The organism is Methylovulum psychrotolerans, assembly GCF_002923755.1.
Classification (GTDB): domain Bacteria; phylum Pseudomonadota; class Gammaproteobacteria; order Methylococcales; family Methylomonadaceae; genus Methylovulum; species Methylovulum psychrotolerans.
Genome location: NZ_PGFZ01000001.1, coordinates 907620 through 931099, shown reverse-complemented (window position 1 = coordinate 931099; position 23480 = coordinate 907620). Strand labels below are relative to the sequence as shown.

Here is a 23480-nt window from a genome sequence, read left to right as displayed (position 1 = left end):
AAGCCGTGTTTTTGTCGGCGGTGTTGTCTTGATGTTCACAATAAGCCATGTTCGGCAAAGGAATACGGTTGCCCGTCGCCGACAATAAAATGGTCGAGTACGCGGATGTCGAACAGGCTTAAGGCTTGTTTCAGTTTATCGGTGATGTGTTTGTCGGCTTGGCTGGGTTCGGCGATGCCGGAGGGGTGGTTGTGGGCGAAGATAATGGCGGCGGCGTTGTGGTGTAGGGCGCGTTTGGCGACTTCCCTAGGGTAGACGCTGGCCCCGTCGATAGTGCCGCGAAACAGCTCTTCCAGTTGGATGACGCGGTGTTGGTTGTCGAGGAACAGGCAGGCGAAGACTTCGTAATTGTAGCCGCGCAGTTGGGCGCTGAGGTAGGCGCGGGTGATGTCGGGGCTGGTCAGGGCGTTGCCGCGTTGGAGGATTTCTTTAAAATGCCGTTTCGCCATTTCCAACACCGCTTGCAGTTGGGTGTATTTGGCGGGCCCTAGGCCGTTAGCTTGGCAGAACCGCGCTTGGTCGGCATCGAGCAGGGCTTTTAAGGAGCCAAAATCGGCGAGCAGGTCACGCGCTAAGTCTACCGCCGATTTGCCGGGTGTGCCGGTGCGTAGGAAAATGGCCAGCAGTTCGGCATCGGTGAGTGCGCCCGCGCCGCGTTGTAATAGTTTTTCACGGGGGCGGTCTTCTTCGTCCCAGTCTTTAATGGTCATGGTTTTTACCGTCGGTGGTTAAAACCATAAGCATAGAAGAATTTCTTTGGGTTTACTAGAGTGGTTGGTGATAATATTGCGCTTGAACCATGGCATTGCCAGTCGGTAAATTTAGGGTGGGGGTTGGCATCAATGAGGTTGGCCGATTGTTTGGAAAGGGCAGGGCAGGACGCAATATTGGCCTAGCCGTGGTTGGGCTAGGCCAATGTGCCAAGGGCTTTAGTCCCTAATAGGCAGGGGGGCCAACACCACGCGTGAGCCGTTGGATTCGGCGGCGCTGACGACACCGGCGGCTTCCATGTTTTCGATCAGGGTGGCGGCGCGGTTATAGCCGACCTTAAAGCGGCGTTGGACGCTGGAGATGGAGGCTTTGCGCGATTCGGTGACAAATTGCACCGCTTCGTCATAGAGCGGGTCGTTTTCGCCACTGCTGCTGCCGCCGCCGTTGCCCGCACCGCCAAAGCTTTCGTTGCCGTCGCCGACTTCTTTGGTGATGTCTTCTAGGTAGTTGGCGGGGCCGGTTTGTTTGAGGAACTCGACCACCCGATGCACTTCGTGGTCATCAACAAACGCGCCGTGGGCGCGGATGGGGATGCTGGTGCCGGACGGCAAGAACAGCATGTCGCCGTTGCCGAGCAGGGTTTCCGCGCCGCCTTGGTCAAGAATCGTGCGCGAGTCGATGCGCGAGGAGACTTGGAAGGAAATGCGGGTCGGCACGTTGGCTTTGATTAACCCGGTCAGAACATCAACGGACGGGCGTTGGGTGGCGAGGATCAGGTGAATTCCGGCAGCACGGGCTTTTTGCGCGAGGCGGGCGATGAGTTCTTCGACTTTTTTGCCGACGATCATCATCATGTCGGCCAACTCGTCGATGATGATGACGATGCTGGGCAAGGTGCTTAAGACGGGGTATTCGTCGTCATCGGCAAAGGCTTGTAGCGGTTGGTACATCGGGTCTTTGATAAATTCGCCGTGTTCGGCGGCTTCTTCGATCAGTTGGTTAAAGCCCGCCAGGTTTCTTACGCCGACTTTTGACATCAGCTTATAGCGCCGCTCCATTTCCCCGACCGCCCAACGTAGGGCGTTGCTGGCTTCTTTCATGTCGGTGACAACGGGGGTCAGCAGGTGCGGAATGTCGGCGTAAACCGACAGTTCGAGCATTTTCGGGTCGATCATGATCATGCGCACTTGCGCTGGGGTGGCTTTGTACAGCAAGCTTAAGATCATGGTGTTGATGGCGACGGACTTACCCGATCCGGTTGTCCCTGCGACTAGGGCATGGGGCATTTTGCCCAAGTCGGCGACCAAGGGCGCACCGGCGATGTCTTTGCCCATTGCTAAGGTCAATAGGGATTTGGCGTTGGCGAAATTGTTCGCCATTAATAAATCGCGCAGGTTGACCATTTCCCGTTCGCGGTTGGGGATTTCCAGACCCACCACCGATTTGCCGGGAATGATTTCGACGATACGCACGCTGGTGACGAGCAGGGCGCGTGCCAAGTCTTTGGATAAGGTGCTGATGCGGCTGACTTTAACGCCAGCGGCCGGTTGCAGTTCAAAGCGGGTGATGACGGGGCCCGGATGGAAGCCGACCACACTGACGGTGACGTTAAAATCGGCGAGGATTTCTTCGACCCGCCGCGACATGGCTTCCAGATCGCTTTGCGAATAGCTGACGACATGCGATTCGCGCTGGTCGAGCAGATCTAAGGAAGGCAAAATGCCTTCGCTCATGGAATACACCGGAATAGCAGGTTTTTGTACGAACCTGCTGGGTTTTTCTGCTTTAGGCGCGACTTTTTCGACGAGGTTTTCGAATGCTTGCGGTAAAGGTATGACGGTCTTAGCGGCGGTTTTTTCCGGTGCTTTCTTGGTCAATTTTGGCAGTGGCGGCATCAGCATGGCAGCCGTGCCTACCGCGTCAGGGGTAGGGGCTACGGTGGCGGGCTTAGGCTTAAATTGGCTCAGATAGCGGAAGGCCAGCCGCGCCAGCATAAAGGTTTGTTTGCCTATCCAGTCGATTACCGCCAGCCAAGACACTTCGGTGGCTAAGGTGATGCTGGCGAGCAGCAGGACGATCAGGAATAGGGTTGCCCCTGAGTTGCCCAGCAGGCGGTAGGCCAAGTCGCCGATTTCTTCGCCTAGGATGCCGCCCGTGTCGCGCGGCAAGTCAATGTGTACCCGCAGCACATACAGGTGCAGCAAAGCAGTGCCGGAGGTAAGGCCAGCCATCATGCCTAGGGCTTTGATCAGGGTTTTTTCATGGGTGATCTTTTTCGGGCGGAAAAAATGGTAGCTATGCCAGCCCATCAGGAGCGGGAACAGGTAAGCGCTCAGGCCGAAAAAACTCAGGCTAATATCCGCAAGCCAAGCCCCAATCACGCCGCAGGCATTGGCGGGGCGGTTATTGGCGGCGCTGTGTGTCCAGCCGCCGTCTTCCAGGCTAAAAGTCACCAGGGAGATTAAGAAAAACAAGGCGCAGGCAAACAGGCTTAGGATGACGATTTCGCGGAGGCCGCGAAAGGTTTTTTCTTCCATTACAGCAGACATAAGGTTGATTCGATAAGGTGAAATCGGCTAAGGGATGATTATAGTTGAATCGTGTTAAATTTTGCATTAATAACAGTCGGGAATTGTCGGGGCTTTTTGTGGTCTCCCCCAAGTTGGCGTTAGGCAACAATAACATTGTCGAAACGCGCTTTCCCCTGCATAATTTACTGACTATCCTTTTTTTGTAGAGAGTTGTCCATGAGTGATTCCAAACATTGTCGCCTGTTAATTTTAGGTTCCGGCCCTGCGGGGTATACGGCGGCGATTTATGCCGCCCGCGCCAATCTGCAACCAGTGATTATTACGGGTATGCAGCAAGGCGGGCAATTGACCACCACCACCGAGGTTGACAATTGGCCGGGTGATGTGGAAGGTTTGCAAGGGCCGGATCTGATGGAACGGATGCGCTTACATGCCGAGCGTTTTGCGACCGAGATTATTTTTGACCATATCCATACGGCGGATTTGTCGGCGAAACCGTTCACTTTAACAGGTGATACGGGCGTTTATACTTGCGATGCGCTGATTATCGCCACGGGTGCTTCGGCGCGTTATTTGGGGTTGGATTCTGAGGAAGCCTTTAAGGGTAAGGGCGTGTCGGCTTGTGCGACCTGCGACGGGTTTTTCTACCGCAATAAGCCTGTGGCGGTGATAGGCGGCGGGAATACGGCGGTTGAAGAAGCCTTGTATCTTGCCAACATCGCCTCAAAAGTCACGGTGGTGCATCGCCGCGATAAGTTCCGCTCAGAAAAAATCCTCTCTGATAAGTTACTGGAAAAAGCCAAAAATGGCAATGTCGAAATTATCTGGGGGCACACCCTAGATGAGGTGTTGGGCGATGATATGGGCGTGACGGGCTTGCGGGTCAAGTCAGTCGGCGACGGCAGCACCCAAGATGTCGATGTGCATGGGGTGTTTATCGCTATTGGCCATACGCCGAACACCGACATTTTTGCCGGGCAGTTGGAGATGGAGCATGGCTATATTAAAGTCCGTAGCGGCATCCAAGGCAACGCCACCGCGACCAGTGTCGAGGGTGTATTTGCGGCGGGCGATGTGATGGACTCTGTCTATAAGCAGGCGATCACGTCGGCGGGGGCGGGCTGTATGGCGGCCTTGGATGCAGAGAAGTATTTGGATGATCTGTTGGGTTGAATATCCTAGTCGTATTCATGCCGCTGGCACAACCGGTGTTTCTCGTTAGTGTAGATGAGGTGGCAGATCAATGAAGCTGACTATTCTTAATCCGAAAAATCCCGAGCAAGCGTTCCCGTCCGTAAAAAAAGCCTTAAAAGAGCCGGATGGTTTATTGGCGATTGGCGGCTGTTTGTCAAAAAAACGCTTGCTGAATGCCTATCGGCAGGGGATTTTTCCTTGGTATAACCCAGGCGAGCCGATTTTATGGTGGTCGCCTGACCCACGCTTGGTGCTGTTTCCTGATAAGCTGGTCATTTCGCGCAGTTTGCGTAAGACTTTGCGGCAAAATGTCTACACAGTGACCATAGACCGGGCGTTTGCGCAAGTTATGGACTGTTGCGCCCAACCGAGGGCGGGGCAGTCGGGTACTTGGATTACCGTCGACATTAAGCAAGCTTATAATGAGCTGTTCCGCTTAGGTATTGCCCATTCGGTGGAGGCTTGGCTGGACGGCGAGTTGGTCGGCGGCTTGTATGGCGTGGCGTTGGGGCAGGTGTTTTTTGGTGAGTCGATGTTCCATACGCGTACCGATGCCTCAAAGGTGGCTTTTGCGGTGTTGGTGGGCCATCTTAAGTCTTGGCAGTACCGGCTGATCGATTGCCAAGTCCATTCACAGCATTTGGTCAGTTTAGGGGCTGAAGAGATCTCGCGGGATGATTTTGTGCAATGGCTGGGGCGTTATTGTGACGGGGTCGCCAGCCCTTCTGCTTGGAGTGCGGTATGAGAACCTTACCTTTATTTTTGACTGAAGAGCATCCGTGCAGTTATCTGCCGGGGCAACTGGCGCGTTCGGTGTTTGTCCATCCTTCCTGCGCGATGACTGCCGAGATATATGGGCAACTGATGGCGCAAGGGTTCCGGCGTAGCGGCGACGATGTCTATAAGCCCAATTGTCAGCGTTGCGCCCAGTGTTTGTCGGTGCGTTTGCCGGTAGCGGAGTTTGTGCCCAGCCGTAGCCAGAAACGCTGTTGGCAGCGCAATCTGGCGACTCAAGTCAGCGTCAGGCCGGCGGTGTTTGTGCAGGCGCATTATGAATTGTATTTGCGTTATCAGGCGTTGCGCCATACCGAGGGTGATATGGCACGCTCCAGCCCTGAGGAGTATATGGCTTTTTTAGGCAGTTCGTGGTGCGATACCCGTTTTGTCGAGTTTGCTATCAACGGGCAGTTGGTGGCGGTGGCGGTGGTCGACCAGTTAGCATTGGGGTGGTCGGCGGTGTATACGTTTTTTGACCCGGATTTTGCCGAGTACAGCCCCGGCGTTTATGCGGTGTTATGGCAAATAGAACACGCCAAGCAGGCCGGGTTGGCGTTTTTGTACTTGGGGTTTTGGATTAAGGAATGTAAGAAAATGGCCTATAAAAGCCAGTACCAGCCTATGCAGATATTGCTTAATAAACAATGGACGGAGTATGGGGATGTCGGCTTGCTGACGGTTTGATGCGACACATTTTTATTGTTAACCTCCAGCTTATGTTATAATGGGCGTTTTTAAATAGAGAGGTTATAGCCATGGCTAAAGAAGATCAAATCGAAATGGAAGGCAAGGTCATCGACACGCTGCCTAATACCATGTTCCGTGTGCAACTGGAAAACGGTCATATCGTTACTGCACATATTTCCGGCAAAATGCGTAAGCATTACATCCGTATTTTGACGGGTGACAGCGTTAAGGTGGAAATGACCCCTTACGATTTGTCAAAAGGCCGTATTTCCTTCCGTATGCGCTAATCCTGCTTTGGGATCAGCGCATCCTAAGGTTTTTAGCTGTCTTCCGATACCATCAGTTCTTTGCCTTCTATGGCGAAGCCCAGTTGGTTATTTTCCATGTAAATGGTGACATGACCACCGTTCGCCAATTTGCCGAACAGTAAATCATTTGCCAAGGGTTTTTTAATTTTTTCCTGTATCAACCGCGCCATCGGTCTTGCCCCCATTTTGGGGTCGCAGCCATTTTCCGCCAGCCATAAACGCGCCTCGGTCTCTAGGGTCAGGGTGACTTGTTTGTCCGCCAATAAGGCTTCCAGTTCAAAGATAAATTTATCGACCACATGCCCGACGATGGCAATATCCAGCGGCTTGAATTGGATGATGGCATCTAAACGGTTACGGAACTCCGGCGAGAAGCTTTTTTCAATGACTTTTAGGCTATCGGTCGCATGGTCTTGGTGGGTGAAGCCAATGGATGCGCGGCTGCCTTCTTCCGCCCCCGCATTAGTCGTCATGACCAAGATGATGTTGCGGAAATCGGCTTTGCGGCCATTGTTGTCGGTCAGTGAGCCATGATCCATCACTTGCAATAACAGGTTAAACACATCAGGGTGGGCTTTTTCCAGTTCGTCCAGCAACAGCACGGCATGGGGGTGTTTGGTCACTTGCTCGGTCAGCAAACCGCCTTGGTCGAAGCCGATATAGCCCGGAGGTGCGCCGATCAGTCTGGATACGGTGTGCCGTTCCATGTATTCGGACATATCCAAGCGGATAAGCTCTACGCCCAGCACTTTTGCCAGTTGCCGGGTCACTTCAGTTTTGCCTACCCCCGTAGGGCCTGCAAACAGAAACGAACCGATGGTTTTTTGGCTGTCGCGCAAACCGGCGCGTGACAATTTGATGGCCGAGGCCAGGGCGGCAATGGCTTCATCTTGCCCAAACACCAGCATCTTGAGGTTTTTTTCCAAGTTCGCCAGTTTTTCGACATCGTTGGAAGACACCGATTTGGCGGGGACACGGGCGATTTTTGAGACGATTTCTTCAATTTCCGCAACGTCAATCAATTGCTTACGTTCGGCCTCGGCGGTCATCCGCTGTTTGGCTCCCGCTTCGTCAATGACATCAATCGCCTTGTCGGGCAAGTGGCGGTCGGTGATATAGCGGTCGGACAATTCGGCAGCCAGGCGCAGGGCATCGGGTGAATATTTTACGTCGTGATGTTCTTCAAAACGCGATTTCAGGCCTTTGAGGATTAAGATAGTGTCGGCGACCGAAGGTTCGGATACGTCGATTTTTTGGAAACGCCGCGCCAAGGCGTGGTCTTTTTCAAACACGCCGCGATATTCTTGGTAAGTGGTCGAGCCGATGCAACGCAAATGCCCAGCCGCCAACGCGGGCTTGATCAGATTGGAGGCATCCATGACTCCGCCGGATGCAGAACCCGCGCCGATGATGGTATGGATCTCGTCAATGAACAAAATCGAGTTGGGTTCTTTTTTCAGTTGGTTCATCAGTGCTTTCAGGCGTTTTTCAAAGTCGCCGCGATATTTAGTACCCGCCACTAAGGCGCCTAAATCCAGCGAGTAAATGACGCTTTTCAACAGCACGTCGGGCACATCTTCTTCGACAATCTTTTTCGCCAAGCCTTCGGCAATGGCGGTTTTGCCGACTCCCGCTTCGCCCACCAATAAGGGGTTGTTTTTGCGGCGGCGGCATAGGGTTTGGATGGTGCGCTCGATTTCCGGTTCGCGCCCGATTAAGGGATCAATCCGCCCCTTTAAGGCTTCTTCGTTCAGGTTAGTGGCGTACCTGTCCAACGGGGTGCCGGATTCGGCATCGGGGTTGTTGTCCTGGCTAGGGTCGGGGGCATTATTTTCGGGATGGTTTTGGTCAATTTTGGAAATGCCGTGCGAGAGGTAATTGACTACGTCCAGGCGGGAAATGTCCTGTTTATTGAGCAGGTACACCGCATGGGAGTCCTGTTCGCTGAACAGGGCGACAAACAGGTTGCCTCCGGTCACTTCTTTTTTATCGGAGGCTTGGACATGGAAGACCGCCCGTTGCAGCACCCGCTGGAAGCCTAAAGTCGGTTGGGTGTCGCGCTGGATGCCCGGCGGGATCAATGACATGGTTTCGTCAATGAATTTGGTCAATTGGCTCCTCATCAGCGCTATATTGCAGCCACAGGCCTTCATGATGGCTTCCGCCGAGGCGTTGTCAAGCAACGCCAGCAGCAGGTGTTCGACAGTGATAAATTCATGGCGTTTATCATGGGCATTTTTAAACGCATTATTTAACGTGATTTCAAGTTCTTTGCTTAACATAAACGCTCCTTACACGACTTCCATCGAACACAGCAACGGATGTTGGTGCTCGCGTGAATATTCATTGACGATAGTTACTTTTGTTTCAGCAACGTCCTTGGTATACGTTCCGCAAACACCGACCCCTTGCGTATGTATCTGCAACATCACTTGCGTTGCCAATTCTTCTGACATACCAAAAAAATCCATCAACACCTCTACGACAAAGTCCATCGGGGTAAAATCGTCATTCAGCAGAATGACTTTATAGAGCGGTGGCTTTTGCAATTTAGGTTTGGCTTCCTGGACTGCCAGGTCATTATCATTATCGAACGGATTTGAATCGGACATAGTAACCGGATAAATAAGACTCTATGTGTACTAACATAATGCTAAGTGTAGAGCATTTCAAGCGTCTATACATAACAAATTATTATCTGCCTTAGGATTGCGCAAGAATTCGGGCAATTGGCCCGAATCTTTACTAAGCCTTTGCCGGATATTTAGTGAAAATTTAGCGAAGATTTAGTGAATCTTTAGCAACATAGACCGCCTAAATCGAGTAATATATCCGCTTTTGTTGATATGGGAAGCCCCTAGATGGTTTGGAAGCCTCACGTTACCGTCGCCGCCATTATTGAGCAGGATCGGCGGTTTTTGTTGGTTGAAGAAGAAACCCCGTACGGCCTGCAATTTAACCAGCCAGCCGGACATTTTGAAGAAAATGAAGACCTGATCGCCGCCGTCAAGCGCGAGGTGAGGGAAGAGACCGCCTGGCAATTTGAGCCGGAGGCGATTGTTTCCCTACAACTTTGGCGCAGGAACCCACAGTCTACGACCTTTCTTCGGGTTCTTTTTACCGGGTCTTGCCATAGCCACGACCCGACACAGCCCTTGGATACGGGTATTGTCGCCACCCATTGGCTGACCCGTGACGAAATTGCCGCACAGGCGCACTGTCTGCGTAGCCCTTTAGTGTTACTGGGTGTCGATGAATACATGCAAGGCCAGCGCCACCCTTTAGCGTTATTAAAATCATTTCTCGATCTGGATCATGAGTAAAAACATTATCGTCGGTATGTCCGGCGGTGTCGATTCTTCGGTGACGGCATTGCTGTTGTTGGAGCAAGGCCATCAAGTTTCTGGTTTGTTTATGAAAAACTGGGAAGAAGACGACGGCACCGAATACTGCACGGCCATGCAAGACTTGGCGGATGCACAACAAGTGTGCGACCGTTTGGGCATCCCGTTAAAGACCGTCAACTTTGCCGCCGAATACTGGGACGAGGTGTTTGAGGTGTTTTTGGCGGAATTTGCCGCAGGCCGCACCCCCAATCCTGACATTTTGTGTAACAAACACGTCAAATTTAAGGCGTTTTTGGATTATGCCATAGACGATTTGGGGGCTGACCATATCGCCACGGGGCATTATGCCCGCGTCGCCGAACGCGACGGCGTGTTTCAGTTGCTTAAAGGCTTAGACCCGAATAAGGAGCAAAGTTACTTTCTCTATGCCATGGGGCAAAAAGCCTTGTCGCGCACCTTGTTTCCTATCGGACATTTGCATAAGCCGGAAATCCGCGCGTTGGCGAAAAAAGCCGGTTTTGAGAACCATAAGAAAAAAGACAGCACTGGGATTTGCTTTATCGGCGAGCGCAAGTTTAAGGAATTTTTGCAGCGTTATCTGCCTACCCAGCCGGGCGAGATGCGCACCCCCGAAGGCCAGTTGATCGGTAAGCATAACGGCCTGATGTATTACACACTGGGGCAACGTCAAGGTTTAGGTATAGGCGGCGTTAAAGACGCACCAGACGAGCCGTGGTATGTGCTGGACAAGGATTTGACCCATAACGTGCTGGTGGTAGGCCAAGGCCATTATCATCCCCTGATGCTGCATAATACCCTGGAAGCGGGCAATTTGGACTGGTGTAGCGGTGTGCCGCTATCCGAACCCCTGCGCTGCGCCGCGAAAACCCGCTACCGTCAAGCTGACCAAGCCTGTTATTTGCAACCGTTGCCGGACGGGCGGTGTAAGGTCGTGTTTGACGAGCCGCAACGGGCGATTACGCCGGGGCAGTCGGTGGTGTTCTATTTGGGCGAGGTTTGCTTGGGCGGGGGGATTATTGAGTCTAAGGCGAATACGGATGAAATCTGATTTTAAAGATGCTTATCAGCGGCATCAGCAAGATGCTAATGAATTATTCGACAAAAAACGCTATGCCAATGCCGATCATTTGTATGGGCTGGCGGCTGAATGTGCGTTAAAAGCGATAATGGTAAAATTGGAACCGACGCTTGTCGGTAAAGATGGGGATTTATTGCATAAGGGCGATAAAGTCCATATTGATAAGCTGTGGCAGCATTGTAGGCTTTTTCTTCAAAGTAGAAATGCGTCCTCTTATTTAGCGCATTTGTCAGGAGGAAACCCTTTTAACCAATGGTCGGTTAATGCCCGCTACGCCAATCAAAAGCTATTTACTAAAAATACTGTGTTGCCCCACAAAGACTCCGTTAATCATACCATCGCTAATTTAATGGCGAATGCGCGTGGGGATGGGCTGTTATGAATAAGGTCTTGTTTCATCAGGCATTAGATAATGCGATCCAGTTTATTAAAGACAACTACGCCTTATTAGGGCAAGACCCTATCGTATTGCGCGATATTTATGGGCGTATCAGTGTTATCTTACAAGCTAAAAAAACTAAAAAACATAAGGGCTTAGCCAAAGACTTGGGCAAGTTGTTAGGTAAATTCGCCTATTCGGAGGAGGAGATTTTTCTGTATGCGGCAGATTTATACGGCATCAGTAGCCTAATTAACTCCCCCGATAAAATCCGTGTTCCTAACGCCGCCTCCCCTATTTATTTATTGGATAGGCAGGTTACAGGCCAAGATTGGCTACGCGCACCCATACCAAGAAACGCCCACCCGTCTAAACGGGCCACCTTATTTGGCATTAAGGGCGGGGTAGGGCGTTCTAGTGCTTTGGCTATCTGGGCTTGGTTTTTGGCCGAACAAGGCAAAAAAGTCTTGATTGTGGATTTAGACCTTGAATCGCCGGGCATTGGGCAAATTTTGTTACCGCAAGGCAATTTGCCTGATTTTGGGGTTGTTGACTGGCTGGTAGAAGAAGCGGTAGGGCAAGCCGATGCCGAATTGTTGCGCGAGATGGTCGCCACCAGTCCCTTAGCTGAAAACTGCGAAGGGATGATTAGGGTGGTGACTGCCGCAGGTGGCAAAGAGCAGGATTATATTGCCAAGCTGTCACGGATTTATATGGATATTAACCAAAACGGTGAAATCGTCGATTTTGCCCATCGGCTTGCTTTGCTGTTAGAGCAGCTAGAGGCGCAGGAAACACCCGATATTGTTTTGCTCGATAGCCGTGCCGGTATCCATGATATTGCCGCTATCGCCATCACCCGTTTAACCGATATGGCGTTTTTGTTTGCGGTCAATACCCCGCAAACATGGCAAGCTTATCGCTATTTGTTTGCCCATTGGCAAAAGTGGGATGTCAATTTAGGTCAGTTTAGGGAAAATCTGAAAATAGTAGCGGGTATGGTGCCAGAATTGGGGCGGGCGGATTATTTGTCCCGTTGCCGTGAATCGGCGTATAACCTGTTTTTAGAGACTATCTACGAAGAAACCGGCGCCGAAGATTTAGATACGTTTAGCTTTGCTTTGGATGACAGTTCGGCGCCGCATTATCCGGTGGAAATTTTGTGGAATATGACTTTTCAGGAATTTAATCCACAAGCGGCTGATTATTTCAAAACCAATGGTGCGCAGTTAACGGCCTGTTATGGCAATTTTTTACAGACTGCCACCCAACTTGTTTTAGGCGAATGATTTTATGAGTGTTTTTCCCGTTGCAGCACTTCGGCAAGCTTTTTTAGCCTTGCCTAAACAGCCGCGCGAATCGGATAGCGAAGCGCTTGATATACGTTACTTCTATGCGCCGTTAAGTCACGCTAAAGCGTTGCATCCTGATAATATGCTAGTTGAAGGTGTTCATGGGGTGGGTAAAAGCGAATGGTTTTTGCAATTAAGCAATCCCGATCATCTTCAGGCAATAGCGGCTATTTTGCCCCGCTCTGGATTAGAAAATACTGAATGTAGTGTGGGTTTTGGGCAAGTCTCATCGCCAAATCATCCCAGTAAAAGAAGCTTGAGTAATTTGTTGGAATGTCATGATGCCCAAACTATTTGGGATACCGTTATTGCTTTGGGCATTTTAAATGAGTTTTATTATGTAGATGGCTGGTCAAAGGCGATTCAGAAGTATAAAAATGATGTTGATAATTATGATAACCGCTTGCGGCAACGTGATCACGAATTGGTTGACGAGAACAAAAAGCATATCGTGCTATTTGATGCCTTGGATTATGCCGCCGATGATTGGCAAATCTTAAAAACTTTATTGAAAGGCCTGTGTCAGGCGGCTTTGAAGTTCCGGGCGTTTCGGGCTATTCGCCTCAAAATTTTCGTTCGGCCTGATATGTTGGCAGACCCATCGGTCTTCGCATTCACAGGCGGGTCAAAAGTGATCAGTAGTAAATTGACCTTAGAATGGCAAAAAGTAGAATTGTTTAATTTATTATGGCAATACTTGGCTAATTCCCCAGAAGGCGGTGAAGCTTTCCGTACAGGCTGTGAGCAAGCGTTTGGGCAAAGCTGGCATCAGCATCCTGATGCTGATAGCTGGCTAATACCCGATGCTATGCGCCGGGATGAAGCCTTGCAACGGAAAATTTTCCACGCCTTGACGGGGGAATGGATGGGGGACAGTGCTAAGTCCGGTTATCCTTATGCGTGGTTGCCGACTCATTTGGAAGACGGTTTTGGCAAGGTAAGCCCATGCAGCTTTTTAGCAGCCTTACAGGCAGCGGCGGCTAGTGCTGAATTGCAGGAAGATGACTGTTACCCTTTGAATGCCCAAGCCTTGAAAAAAGGCGTGCAACAAGCATCGCAGATGCAAGTCAGGACATTAAATGAGCGTTATCACTGGATAAATGTCTTGTTAAAGGGAAAAGAACTCAGTTTTCCTTGTGATTTTGGTGATATTGAAAATTTATGGTGCTCCGATAATGCCATGTCAAAATTAAAGCAAATTATAAGAGAGTCAGATGCAATCCCTCCACCCAGTTATTCAGAGTCGGATTTTTCTGAGGAAGATCTAAAACAAGATTTGATTGCCTTGGGCATTTTTCAGCCTATGCACGATGGCAGAATCAACATGCCCGATGTCTATCGCGTCGGTTACGGTTTACGCCGGAAAGGCGGCGTTATGCCTGTTAAATAACCTCTTTTATCCCCACTACCTTTATTTTTACCTATAAAAACATGACAAATTTTAGTTTAACCGCCATTTCCCCCATCGACGGCCGCTATGCCGATAAAGTTGAAAAACTGCGTCCGGTGTTTAGCGAATATGGGCTGATACGTTACCGCGTGGAAGTGGAAGTCCGTTGGTTGCAGGCTTTGGCGCAACATCCTTTAATCATTGAAGTCAGTCCTTTTAGTGAGGCGGCTAACCAGTTATTGGATGACATTATCGGGCAGTTTTCCGAGGCGGACGCGCAGCGGGTTAAGGACATTGAAAAAACCACTAACCATGATGTTAAGGCCGTCGAATATTTGCTGAAAGAAAAAATCGCGGGCTGTGCTGAGTTGGAGCAGGTCAGTGAGTTTATCCATTTTGCCTGTACTTCCGAAGACATTAACAATCTGTCTTACGCGCTGATGCTGAAAGCGGGGCGGGAGATTATCGCCGCGCAAATCACCGATTGCATTAACGCCATCAAAACCGTCGCCACCGACACTGCCGACCAGCCGATGCTGGCGCGTACCCACGGGCAATCGGCGACCCCGACTACGGTGGGCAAGGAGTTTGCTAATGTCGCGGCGCGGATGCAACGCCAGTTGGCGCAACTGCAAGCGGTCGAGTTGTTAGGCAAGATTAACGGTGCGGTGGGTAACTATAACGCCCATAGCGTTGCTTATCCTGATGTCGATTGGGCGGTGTTTGCCCAGGATTTTGTCGAATCGTTAGGCTTGCAATTTAACCCCTATACCATCCAGATAGAGCCGCACGATTATATTGCCGAGTTCTTCCATGCCTTGGCGCGTTTTAACACGGTATTGCTGGATTTTGACCGTGATGTGTGGGGTTATATCTCCTTAGGCTATTTCAAGCAACGCACGGTGGCGGGCGAAGTCGGTTCTTCGACTATGCCGCATAAAGTCAATCCGATTGATTTTGAAAATTCCGAAGGCAATTTAGGCTTGGCGAATGCGTTGTTTGGCTTTTTGGCGGAAAAATTGCCGGTATCGCGTTGGCAGCGGGATTTGACCGATTCCACGGTGCTACGCAATATTGGGGTCGGCATTGCCCATACCAGCATTGCTATCCAAGCCAGCTTGAAAGGCATTTCTAAGCTGCAATTGAATGTCGAGGCCTTAGAAGCGGATTTGAACGCGAATTGGGAAGTGTTGGCGGAGCCTATCCAAACGGTGATGCGCCGTTATGGGATTGAAAAGCCTTATGAGAAGCTGAAAGAACTGACGCGTGGCCATCGCATTACGCCGGAGCAAATGCAAGTGTTCATCAGCCAGTTGGATATGCCTGATGAGGCCAAAGCGGCGTTGTTGGCATTGACGCCGCGCGGTTATACGGGCTATGCGCAGCAATTGGCCAAAGGCCTGTAAATAAAAAAGCCGCCGCCTTTTAAGTGCAGGCGGCGGCTTTCTCGGATAAGTGCGGTTAGGCGCTTATTTCGCGCTTTCTTGTTTAATCAAGGTATCCATCACTTCCAGCATTTTTTCGTGGCTACCTGCAATAGGGCCGCTAGTGACATATTTGCCGTTGATGACCACTGTGGGCACGCCGGTGATGCCGTAACGGGCGGCGGTGACGGGCGCTTGGCGCATTTTGGAATCGACCGCGAAAGATTTGTACGCGTCATGGAATTGCGCGGCATCGACACCGTGGGCGACGAAAAACGCCGCTTGCTCTTCTTCGGTATCCAGCTTTTGTTTTTTGTTTTGGATGGCATCGAACAAATCGGTGTGGACTTTATCGACCACACCTAAGGATTCGGCGACAAAATACGCTTTGGCATGTTTGCCCCACTGTTCGCTAAACACCGCAGGTTGGCGGATAAATTCGACGTTTTTCGGCAGTTTTTTCAGCCATTTTGCCAATTCAGGCTCAAACGCATAGCAATGCGGGCAACCGTACCAGAAAAACTCAATCACTTCGACTTTGTCGGGATGTTGGGTCGGCTGGGCGGGCGAGAGGGTTTCATAACCGACAGACTCTGCCTGTGATGCTGAACAGAACAGCAACAAGGTTAACAGGCTGGCTTGGGCAAGTTTTTTTAGCATAGGTCAGAGGCTCCGTAAGAGTGTAGGAAAGGGCGAAAGTTATTTCATCATGGAAATATAATAGGCGACGGCTTTGATTTCTTCGTCGGTCATTTTTTTGGCGATCATGTGCATGATGTTTTCGGGGTTGTTGCTACGCGCATCGGATTTAAAATCGGTCAGGGCTTTAATCAGATAATCGGCATGTTGGGATTTGACCAGCGGGAAGCCAGCAGGCTTGTTGCCTTTGCCTTGGGGGTCGTGGCAGGCGATGCATGCGGACACTTCGCGGGTCAGGTCGCCGTTGCGGTATAAGTCGCCACCTTGTTTGATTAAGGCGATGACCTTTTCTTCGGGTTTTATGGCCGCTTGGTCGGCAGTGTCATCGTCGTCATTTAAAATCGGCAGGGGGTTGTCGCTGATTTTGTGTTCGGCGTAATAAGCGGCAATGTCGGCCATATCGTCATCCGACAAGCCTGCCGCTATGCCTGACATCATAGGGTCTTTGCGCGTGCCGTTTTTAAATGCCTGTAACTGTTTTACCAGATAAGACGGATGCTGCTGGGCAAGCTTCGGGAATGTTGCTACCATGCTGTTACCCTGCTCCCCGTGGCAGCCGGCACAAGTCGCCGATTTGCTTTTTCCGGCTTCCGCTGTGCCTTCAGCCTGTGATACGCCAGATGCGCCAGTGAGCGCCAGAGCCAGTGATAGTGCCAGCCATTGTTTTTTCATCAGGTTTTCCCCTTCGGAATAAATTAATTGGTTGCCGATGTGTACCCGCCGCCCCGCTTGCTGCACAGGTGGCTTTAGGCGTGGCGGCGGCACCAGTTCGTTATAATAGCCTTTAAGATGGTGCAGGCTGTGTTATCCATCAAATTCTACCCTAATTACTACGCTTAAGCGAGGCAACGATGAATCCAATTTACCACCAAGCCAAATTTATAAACAGTTCTCCGCATCTTAAGGACACGCCTGCCGACGAGGGGTTGGAAATTGCTTTTGCTGGCCGTTCCAATGCCGGAAAGTCCAGTGCGATCAATACGCTGACCCGCCACACTGGCTTAGCGAGGATCAGTAAGACCCCAGGGCGCACCCAAATGCTCAATTTTTTTGAGATTAGCGAACAATTGCGCTTTGTCGATTTGCCCGGTTACGGTTATGCGAAAGTGCCTTTGGCGGTCAAACAAGACTGGCATAAGCTGATGGAAACGTATCTGACCAGCCGCAAATCTTTGTGCGCGATTGTTTTGGTGATGGATATCCGCCATCCGTTGACCGAATTCGATTGGCAAATGGTCGAATGGTGCGAGCATAGCCAATTGCCTTTGCATATTTTACTGACTAAAGCCGATAAGCTGACCTACGGGGCGGGTAAAAATACCTTATTGCAGGTGCGCCGTGAATTGAAAGACATGACTGTACCTTTGACCATCCAATTGTTTTCGGCATTAAAAAAAGTGGGTGTCGATGAAGTGCACCAGGCTTTAGACCAGTTGTTTAATCCTGAACAGCAAGTTGCGGAAACGGTTGAGATGGCTACCGAAGCGCAAGAGGTTTAACAAGCCTTGGACGTTTCTGGCGGGCAAAAGAAAGCCCCAGAGTCTGGAGAAAAACCCTGGGGCTTGAGGGGAAACCAGCCGTTTAACAAAGGGGGGAATACGGCTGGCTGGTCGCCGTGAAAGGCGAACAGGATTAAGACGCTATGCCAAAAAAAAAGTTCCGGCACTGCGAATTTTTTTGTGAATTTTTTTGCTAGTGCAAGGATGGGTTGTCAAAAGCTTTTCTTGCGCTTATATTGCCACGTCTAATAACAGAGGTTTTACCTTTTGGGGTAGCTATAGGGTGAAGCTCTTTTACCCAGCACCAATCATAAGAAAGCCATTATCTTATACTAATCAATTAACTGCATGAATACAGGTATTTTCACCCATATTGCGCATTCCTATTTTAAGGCGGCGGGGAATAATTGGCTGTATTTGGGGCAGGCGGCTTGGGCGTTAAAACCTCTTGTTCTGCCGTTGGCTGTGGTTTATTCGGTCGTTTTAACGGCAATAGGGCTGTTTTTTTATTTGGGGATTGTCTTAGACTGGCTGGGCAAGCTTACCGATGCTTGTCGGCATCTGATTATCGGTATGATGAAAACCCATAGCGATTATATTGACAGCGGCCTGTTCTCGTTTTTGTTCCGGCCTATCCTGTTAGTGGTTTTGTCGCCTTTGCTGATTGTGTTCTTGGTTATACCCAAACTGTCCAGCGATTCGATGGACAGTTTCATTACCAATGAATCCAGCGGCGCGTTAGACGGTTCTGGTGCGTTTAAAATGGTCAACAGCATTTTTTGCCACGCGGTCAGGCGGCTTTATAATTATGTCGCCGACACTTATTTGCTGTTAAAGCCGATAGCGGCTGTAGTGGCGATTGTCTACTCCTTAGTGCTGTTAGCATTGGGCTTTGGTTTCGCTTTATTGATCCCTTTGGATTGGCTCAGTCACTTGGTTGAGGTCATCCGCCAATCGACTGCCCGTACCGCCTATCGTTTGCAGCAAGGGGTCAATAGCCATTTTCTCGGCTTTCTTTTGGTTTCGCCGTTGCTGATCTTGCTGGCGCCGCTATTTTTGCTATTGCTGATTATCCCTAAGATCACGTCGCAGATGGTGGTTTAAGCGGGGTAGGCGATGGCTAGCTCCGCTTTATCATATCCGCAAAATCTGTATTTCCATCGCTTGTAAAGTTACCCGCACCGCATTAATCGGGCCTTTGCCTGTCGGGCCGTCCACTTCCGAGACTGTCACTGCCCCGAAGCGGGCGACAGGGTTGGGCGCTTGGGGGTGCGGTTTATTGCTGTAGCAAACTGTCATCTGGTCGCCGGTTCTGCTCAGCGACATATCGACAATGGCATAGACGTTAACCGTTTGGGTGGTGCTGGTGTTAGCGATAACAAGGATTTCCCGGTCGTTAAGGATACGTGACCAAGCCAATACCCCATTCGGTAATGCCGACACCGCAAAGTTTTTCCCATCCCCGGAAATGGGCCGGAAATAAAAGCGGCCATAGCGTAGGGCGGGCAAGCTGGCGCGTACTGCCGCCAATTTTTTCAGCTCGGTGTAAAACAAGCCGTTTTGCGGAAATTGCGGGGCGATCCCCCATAAGGCTTCGCGGACGGCGGCATCAGAGCCTACCCCGTGCAAACCTTGCTCGGTGCCGTAATAAACGCAGGGGATACCCGGCAGCGCGTAGAGACAGGCTAAGCCTAGGGTGGCTTGGTCATTATAGCGGTCGGGGTTGTTGGGGTTGGCGTAGCGTAGGCGTTCTTTCACATCGTGGTTGTCGAGGAAGGTGACGAAATAGCGGGTGGCATCGCCGTGGGAGCTTAAGATAAATTGCTCGCTTTGTTTGCGCCATTGGTACATCGCCGTGACAGTGCTGGGTGCTTGACTGCCTTTGATAACGGGTTTAAGGGTATTGAACAGCGGATAATCTAGCGCGGCATCGACACCTATCAGGCTGTTGGCATCGTTGCCCATTTTCGTGTTGCGGCCAATAAAGCGGGCGATATCGTTTTCGGCGTTACCGTCCCACACTTCGCCAAAGGTAAAGAAATTTTTCTTACCGATGGCCAGGGCAAACTCGCGCACGGCATTGCCGAACGTCAGGGCGAAATCGGCAGGCAGGTAGCGTAAGGTGTCTATCCTAAAGCCGTCTATGTCATAACGGGCGATGACATATTGATAGGCGCGGATTAAATAGTTTTGTAGCTCAGGGTTGTCGGTCATCAGTTGCTTGAGTGCGGAAAAATCCCCTAGGGTATCCGGCCCCTTCGGGTCGGGGCCGCCTTGCCGACGGAAATAAGCGTTGTTTTGCAGTTCCGTAGGCCAAACAAACGCATCAGCCGATGGGTTAGCGATGGTGGCGACATCGCTGTAATTGGCTTGGGGTATGCCTTTGGCATCGCGCCATTGGATAGGCAAAGGGGTATCGGAATGCGGGGCGGTGGTGTTGCCGTTATAGGCGAAGACGTTGCCGGTATGGTTAAGGACAATATCGAAAATGACATACAGCCCCGCTTGGTGTGCGGCATCGACTAGGGCGCGTAATTCGTCGTCGGCTTGGCCCCAGTTGTCGGCAAAGCGGGGTTCGGCGCGGAGAAAATCGTGGATACCGTAGCCATGATAGCTAGTATCGGAAAAAGGCAGGTTTTTCAGTACCGGGCTTAACCAAATCGCCCCCATACCCAAATTTTTGATGTAGTCGAGGCGTTGGCGGATGCCCCTAAACGTGCCGCCTTGGAAGCAGTCATAATGGGGGTCGTCGTAAGGGGCATGGGCAGGTGGGGCGGACGGGTTGTTAAAACGGTCAACCAGCAAAAAATAAATGCTGTGGTCGCGCCAGTCGGCAGGTGACGGGAATGGCCCGTTAGTTTGCCCTGAAGCGCGGCAGGCTTGGTCAAATACGGCTTGGACTTCGGCTGAAAAAAGCGATGTATACATAGTGGCTCCTGGGTTTGTTTGCGCCGCACGATGCGAAGCTGCCGACTATATAAAAATTACGCCACTGAGGAAATTAACTATTACCGCCCAAACTGTGAATAGGCCACAAAATAGCTAATGAGTTTTTATGTTATTGAAAATAAATAATAAAAATAAGCGATAAATCCAGTGCTGACAGATATTGGCGGGGCTTTTTTAACGCTTTTTCGGTCTGTTAGCCCAAACTGGCGGCATCAGCCGCTGGTTTGGCGGCTTAATCTGGTTTATACAGCGGGATTGCCGCGATGCGTTCGTCAATTTCTTGTGATAGGCGTTGGTAGGCGGGGCTGCTGGTCGAACCGTAACGGGATTTAAATTCGCTTTCGTTCATGTGTTCCGGCAAATCGGTGGGGTCGGGCATGATGTCATTGTAGCCCTTGATTTCCGATAGGGCTTTTTGGAATTTGCGGGCTTGTTCCGGTGAGGCGGTGGCGAGTTCGCCGAAACGGGTGCCGGCCTTATCCGCCGCCAAGTCGACAAAGCTAAAGCCGCTACCGCCGTCGGCATCGCTCAGTTCCTTTTCTTCGCCGACAACTTTAGAGACTTGCCCGTTCATGGAGGCGGTCAGGGTCGCCGAGCCGATGAAATGTTGCGCCAGATCGCTACGTTTGTACATAAATGCCGCGTAATAAGGGGTGCTGGCGTTGGCTGAGGTCAGGAAGCGGTGGGTCTCTTGTTTGTTGATATAGTCGTTCAGGGCGATGATCGCGAGCTTGTTTTCGTCAATGGCGTTGTTCAGGTCAGAGCGCTGGTAGGCGAGGGTAAATAAAGGCTTGAGCAAATCGGCAAAAGACAGCCGCCATTTCGGGTCGTGTCCCGCGACAATTTCGCCGAGCTTTTTCTGGTAATCGTTAAACGCGCTGGTACTGGCTTCTGGGGAGAGCAGTTGCCGCGCTTGGATGAGGGTCTTGAGGTCAGAAAAATAAGTGACGGTGATTTTGTCCGGGTCAATTTTTACCGCCTGGATCTGGCGCGTGGCGAGGAGAAAATAGGCGTTTAAAGCTGAATGGCGGATGCCGTAATCAATCAGATAGGCGGCAATGCTGGAGGGCAGCAGCAGTTTTCCCGCCTTAAATTTGGTGACGGTGGGCAAGGGGCCGTCGTCGGCATTACCCAACCTGATCGTAATGTTAAGGTATTTGCCCAGCGGGTTTTCCGGCAAGGTGGCTGTGACGATAAATTTTAGTTTGTTGGCTTTTAAGGAAATTTCTACCGCGCTTTTGCTGTAGCGGTTCAGCAGGTAATTAGCGGCGAGGTTGAGGTCTTCTTTTGACAGGACTAAGGTGCCGATTTCGTCGGGGCTGGTTTTTGAGCCTTCACGGAGGATTTTGCGGGCGCGGAGTATGTCTTCATGGCCTAGTGTCCAGCCCAATTGTACATCGGGGTGGTCGCTGACCCCGAACAGGATAATAATCACACCTATTGCCAGCAGCGTGCCCAGGCAATACAGCGGTAAGCGCAATAGGTGTTTTATCATGTCGGTCAGGAAAACGTCAGGGTGAAGCCCGCGTCTTTTAAATAGTCCGCTTCCTGCGCCAAGTCGGCATGGGTCAGCGGCGCTTGCGCCAACCAGCCGCTAGGGAATTTCAGGGACATTTTATTTTTGCCCAGATTGATTTTAAACGGCGGCAAGTCTTCGTCGTGGCGGTTGCGCCGCAACAGCACGGCAAGCCTTAAAATCAGGGTCAGATACGGGGCATATTCGTTCCACGGGGTGGGCAGGTTGAGGAAGCGGGCAAAGGAAAATTTGCGCCTATGCGAGCGGATAATGGCCGCCAAGACTGTTTGGTCTTGCTTGGAAAAACCCGCCAAGTCGCCATTTTCGATAACGTAAGCGCTGTGTTTATGGTATTGGCTGTGGGCGATGTCCTGGCCGATTTCGTGCAGATCGGCGGCCCAATCCAAAAACTGGTGGCCGTTTTCATCGGTGATAAACGCTTGTTGCGCAGTGGCGGCGTTTTTACCCGATGTGACGTTGTCGAGGATGTACTTAACCGTCTGCTTAATCCGTAGCGCATGTTGGCGGTCGGTATGGTAGCGTTCGGCGATGTTCTGTGTGGTCGCGGCGCGGATGTCCTGGTCGTAAATCCGCCCTAACATGTCTTGGATCAAGCCTTCCCGCAACGCCCCTTCGGAAATGGTCATCTGTTCGATGTTCAGGCTTTTGAAGGTGGCGTAGGCAATCGCTAGGCCGCCCGGAAAGACCGGCAGGCGTTCGTCATCAATATCCGGTAAGTTGAGTTCGCTGATATGGGTGCATTGGCATAAATGCTCGGCCAGCAATTCCAATCCGGCACGGGTAATGCCGTTGTTGCTCCAGTTTTTTGCCTGTAGCACTTTGGCAAGTGACTTTAAGGTGCCTGACGCGCCGATGGCTTCATGCCAATGGCAAGGTTGGAAGCGGGTTTCGATAGGCTCCAGTTGCTGTTCGGCGAAAAGCACGGCTTTGTCGAAAGCGGCTTTTGACAGTTTGCCGTCCGGGAAAAACCAATTGCTTAGCGACACGCAGCCCATGTGCAGGCTTTCTTTGCTCAGCGGGTTTGCACCGCTGCCGATAATATATTCGGTACTGCCGCCACCAATGTCCATCACCAACCGGACATTACCTTGCGACCCTAAACTGAACGCCACGCCCTGATAAATCAGCCGTGCTTCTTCAATACCCGAAATGATATGGATGGGGTGGCTTAAGGCTTGTTCGGCCTTAGCGAGGAATTGCGGGGCATTTTTGGCCGCCCGCAGCGTGTTGGTGCCGACAATCCGTACACTTTCCGGCGGAAAGTTGCGGATGCGTTGCCCGAAGCGTTCCAAACAGGCCAAAGCCCGTTGTTGGGTGTCGGCATCTAAGATGTTATTTTTGTCCAGCCCCGAGGCCAGCCTGACCATTTCTTTCAATTGGTCTAAAGTGATCAGTTTGCCATTGCTTAAGCTGCAAACAATCATGTGGAAGCTGTTAGACCCTAGGTCTACAGCAGCGACAATTTCAGGTGGTTTTCTTTGCACAGGTTAATCCATTGGTTTGATCTGGGCTTGTTAATTTCTGACGGAATCACAAGGGGCGTGGGCGGACAAAAGGCTTAACCTAGCCGCCATAGCCGCTAATTTAACTTATTTAC

Annotated in this window: 21 protein-coding genes; 12 read left to right on the top strand and 9 right to left on the bottom strand. The window is 51.1% G+C overall.

Features of this window, described 5'->3' with window-relative positions:
* Positions 1-35: 35 nt before the first annotated feature.
* Together radC and AADEFJLK_RS25820 are read right to left on the bottom strand one after the other, a co-directional pair.
* On the bottom strand, positions 36-710 hold the full coding sequence (radC, locus tag AADEFJLK_RS04310; protein ID WP_103973403.1) for a RadC family protein: 675 nt from the start codon (positions 708-710) through the stop codon (positions 36-38).
* A gap of 219 nt (positions 711-929) precedes the next feature.
* A complete protein-coding gene (locus AADEFJLK_RS25820; RefSeq protein WP_282957351.1) occupies positions 930-3260 on the bottom strand; it encodes a DNA translocase FtsK in 2331 nt (776 codons plus the stop codon).
* 198 nt (positions 3261-3458) lie between these two features.
* On the opposite strand from AADEFJLK_RS25820, the gene trxB reads away from it, so the two are divergent.
* From trxB to infA, 4 genes are all read left to right on the top strand, one after another.
* A complete protein-coding gene (trxB, locus tag AADEFJLK_RS04300) occupies positions 3459-4415 on the top strand; it encodes a thioredoxin-disulfide reductase (RefSeq protein WP_088618485.1) in 957 nt (318 codons plus the stop codon).
* A 70-nt stretch (positions 4416-4485) separates the two neighbouring features.
* Positions 4486-5181 (top strand): leucyl/phenylalanyl-tRNA--protein transferase, encoded by a 696-nt coding sequence (aat, locus tag AADEFJLK_RS04295; protein WP_088618484.1) that lies wholly within the window; start codon positions 4486-4488, stop codon positions 5179-5181.
* Entirely contained in the window at positions 5178-5897 is a 720-nt protein-coding gene (locus AADEFJLK_RS04290; protein WP_088618483.1) for an arginyltransferase, read from the top strand. Before aat ends, AADEFJLK_RS04290 begins: the two co-directional genes overlap by 4 nt.
* 71 nt (positions 5898-5968) lie before the next feature.
* Positions 5969-6187, top strand: coding sequence for a translation initiation factor IF-1 (gene infA, locus AADEFJLK_RS04285; RefSeq protein WP_019866271.1), 219 nt, complete (start codon positions 5969-5971; stop codon positions 6185-6187).
* A 32-nt stretch (positions 6188-6219) separates the two neighbouring features.
* On the opposite strand, the gene clpA is transcribed toward infA, so the two are convergent.
* On the bottom strand, positions 6220-8490 hold the full coding sequence (gene clpA / locus AADEFJLK_RS04280; protein WP_103973401.1) for an ATP-dependent Clp protease ATP-binding subunit ClpA: 2271 nt from the start codon (positions 8488-8490) through the stop codon (positions 6220-6222).
* A 9-nt stretch (positions 8491-8499) separates the two neighbouring features.
* Positions 8500-8820 (bottom strand): ATP-dependent Clp protease adapter ClpS, encoded by a 321-nt coding sequence (clpS, locus tag AADEFJLK_RS04275; RefSeq protein WP_088618481.1) that lies wholly within the window; start codon positions 8818-8820, stop codon positions 8500-8502.
* A 249-nt stretch (positions 8821-9069) separates the two neighbouring features.
* Between clpS and AADEFJLK_RS04270 the strand changes: the two genes are divergently transcribed.
* The 6 genes from AADEFJLK_RS04270 to purB are packed head-to-tail and all read left to right on the top strand — an operon-like array spanning position 9070 to position 15181.
* Entirely contained in the window at positions 9070-9531 is a 462-nt protein-coding gene (locus AADEFJLK_RS04270; protein ID WP_103973400.1) for an NUDIX hydrolase, read from the top strand.
* A complete protein-coding gene (gene mnmA, locus AADEFJLK_RS04265; protein WP_103973399.1) occupies positions 9524-10624 on the top strand; it encodes a tRNA 2-thiouridine(34) synthase MnmA in 1101 nt (366 codons plus the stop codon). Before AADEFJLK_RS04270 ends, mnmA begins: the two co-directional genes overlap by 8 nt.
* Positions 10614-11036, top strand: a complete 423-nt coding sequence (locus tag AADEFJLK_RS04260) for an SAM-dependent methyltransferase (protein ID WP_103973398.1) — start codon at positions 10614-10616, stop codon at positions 11034-11036. Before mnmA ends, AADEFJLK_RS04260 begins: the two co-directional genes overlap by 11 nt.
* A complete protein-coding gene (locus tag AADEFJLK_RS04255; RefSeq protein ID WP_103973397.1) occupies positions 11033-12322 on the top strand; it encodes a KGGVGR-motif variant AAA ATPase in 1290 nt (429 codons plus the stop codon). The genes AADEFJLK_RS04260 and AADEFJLK_RS04255 overlap by 4 nt, the downstream gene beginning before the upstream one ends.
* A 4-nt stretch (positions 12323-12326) precedes the next feature.
* A complete protein-coding gene (locus tag AADEFJLK_RS04250; RefSeq protein WP_103973396.1) occupies positions 12327-13775 on the top strand; it encodes a hypothetical protein in 1449 nt (482 codons plus the stop codon).
* Positions 13776-13816: 41 nt separating this feature from the next.
* Positions 13817-15181 (top strand): adenylosuccinate lyase, encoded by a 1365-nt coding sequence (purB, locus tag AADEFJLK_RS04245; RefSeq protein ID WP_103973395.1) that lies wholly within the window; start codon positions 13817-13819, stop codon positions 15179-15181.
* A gap of 63 nt (positions 15182-15244) precedes the next feature.
* On the opposite strand, the gene AADEFJLK_RS04240 is transcribed toward purB, so the two are convergent.
* Positions 15245-15859, bottom strand: coding sequence for a thiol:disulfide interchange protein DsbA/DsbL (locus tag AADEFJLK_RS04240; RefSeq protein WP_103973394.1), 615 nt, complete (start codon positions 15857-15859; stop codon positions 15245-15247).
* Positions 15860-15898: 39 nt separating this feature from the next.
* Complete coding sequence (locus tag AADEFJLK_RS04235) at positions 15899-16570, bottom strand: c-type cytochrome (protein ID WP_088621514.1); 672 nt, start codon at positions 16568-16570, stop codon at positions 15899-15901.
* A gap of 179 nt (positions 16571-16749) precedes the next feature.
* On the opposite strand from AADEFJLK_RS04235, the gene yihA reads away from it, so the two are divergent.
* Positions 16750-17397, top strand: coding sequence for a ribosome biogenesis GTP-binding protein YihA/YsxC (gene yihA, locus AADEFJLK_RS04230; RefSeq protein WP_103973393.1), 648 nt, complete (start codon positions 16750-16752; stop codon positions 17395-17397).
* Between the two features lie 348 nt (positions 17398-17745).
* A complete protein-coding gene (locus AADEFJLK_RS04225; protein WP_088618470.1) occupies positions 17746-18501 on the top strand; it encodes a hypothetical protein in 756 nt (251 codons plus the stop codon).
* Between the two features lie 30 nt (positions 18502-18531).
* On the opposite strand, the gene AADEFJLK_RS04220 is transcribed toward AADEFJLK_RS04225, so the two are convergent.
* The 3 genes from AADEFJLK_RS04220 to ppx all read right to left on the bottom strand — a co-directional run bounded on the left by AADEFJLK_RS04220 (position 18532) and on the right by ppx (position 23367).
* On the bottom strand, positions 18532-20325 hold the full coding sequence (locus tag AADEFJLK_RS04220) for an alpha-amylase family glycosyl hydrolase (RefSeq protein WP_103973392.1): 1794 nt from the start codon (positions 20323-20325) through the stop codon (positions 18532-18534).
* A gap of 253 nt (positions 20326-20578) precedes the next feature.
* Complete coding sequence (locus AADEFJLK_RS04215; RefSeq protein ID WP_103973391.1) at positions 20579-21841, bottom strand: YfiM family lipoprotein; 1263 nt, start codon at positions 21839-21841, stop codon at positions 20579-20581.
* 5 nt (positions 21842-21846) lie between these two features.
* On the bottom strand, positions 21847-23367 hold the full coding sequence (gene ppx, locus AADEFJLK_RS04210; protein ID WP_088618468.1) for an exopolyphosphatase: 1521 nt from the start codon (positions 23365-23367) through the stop codon (positions 21847-21849).
* Positions 23368-23480 lie beyond the last annotated feature (113 nt).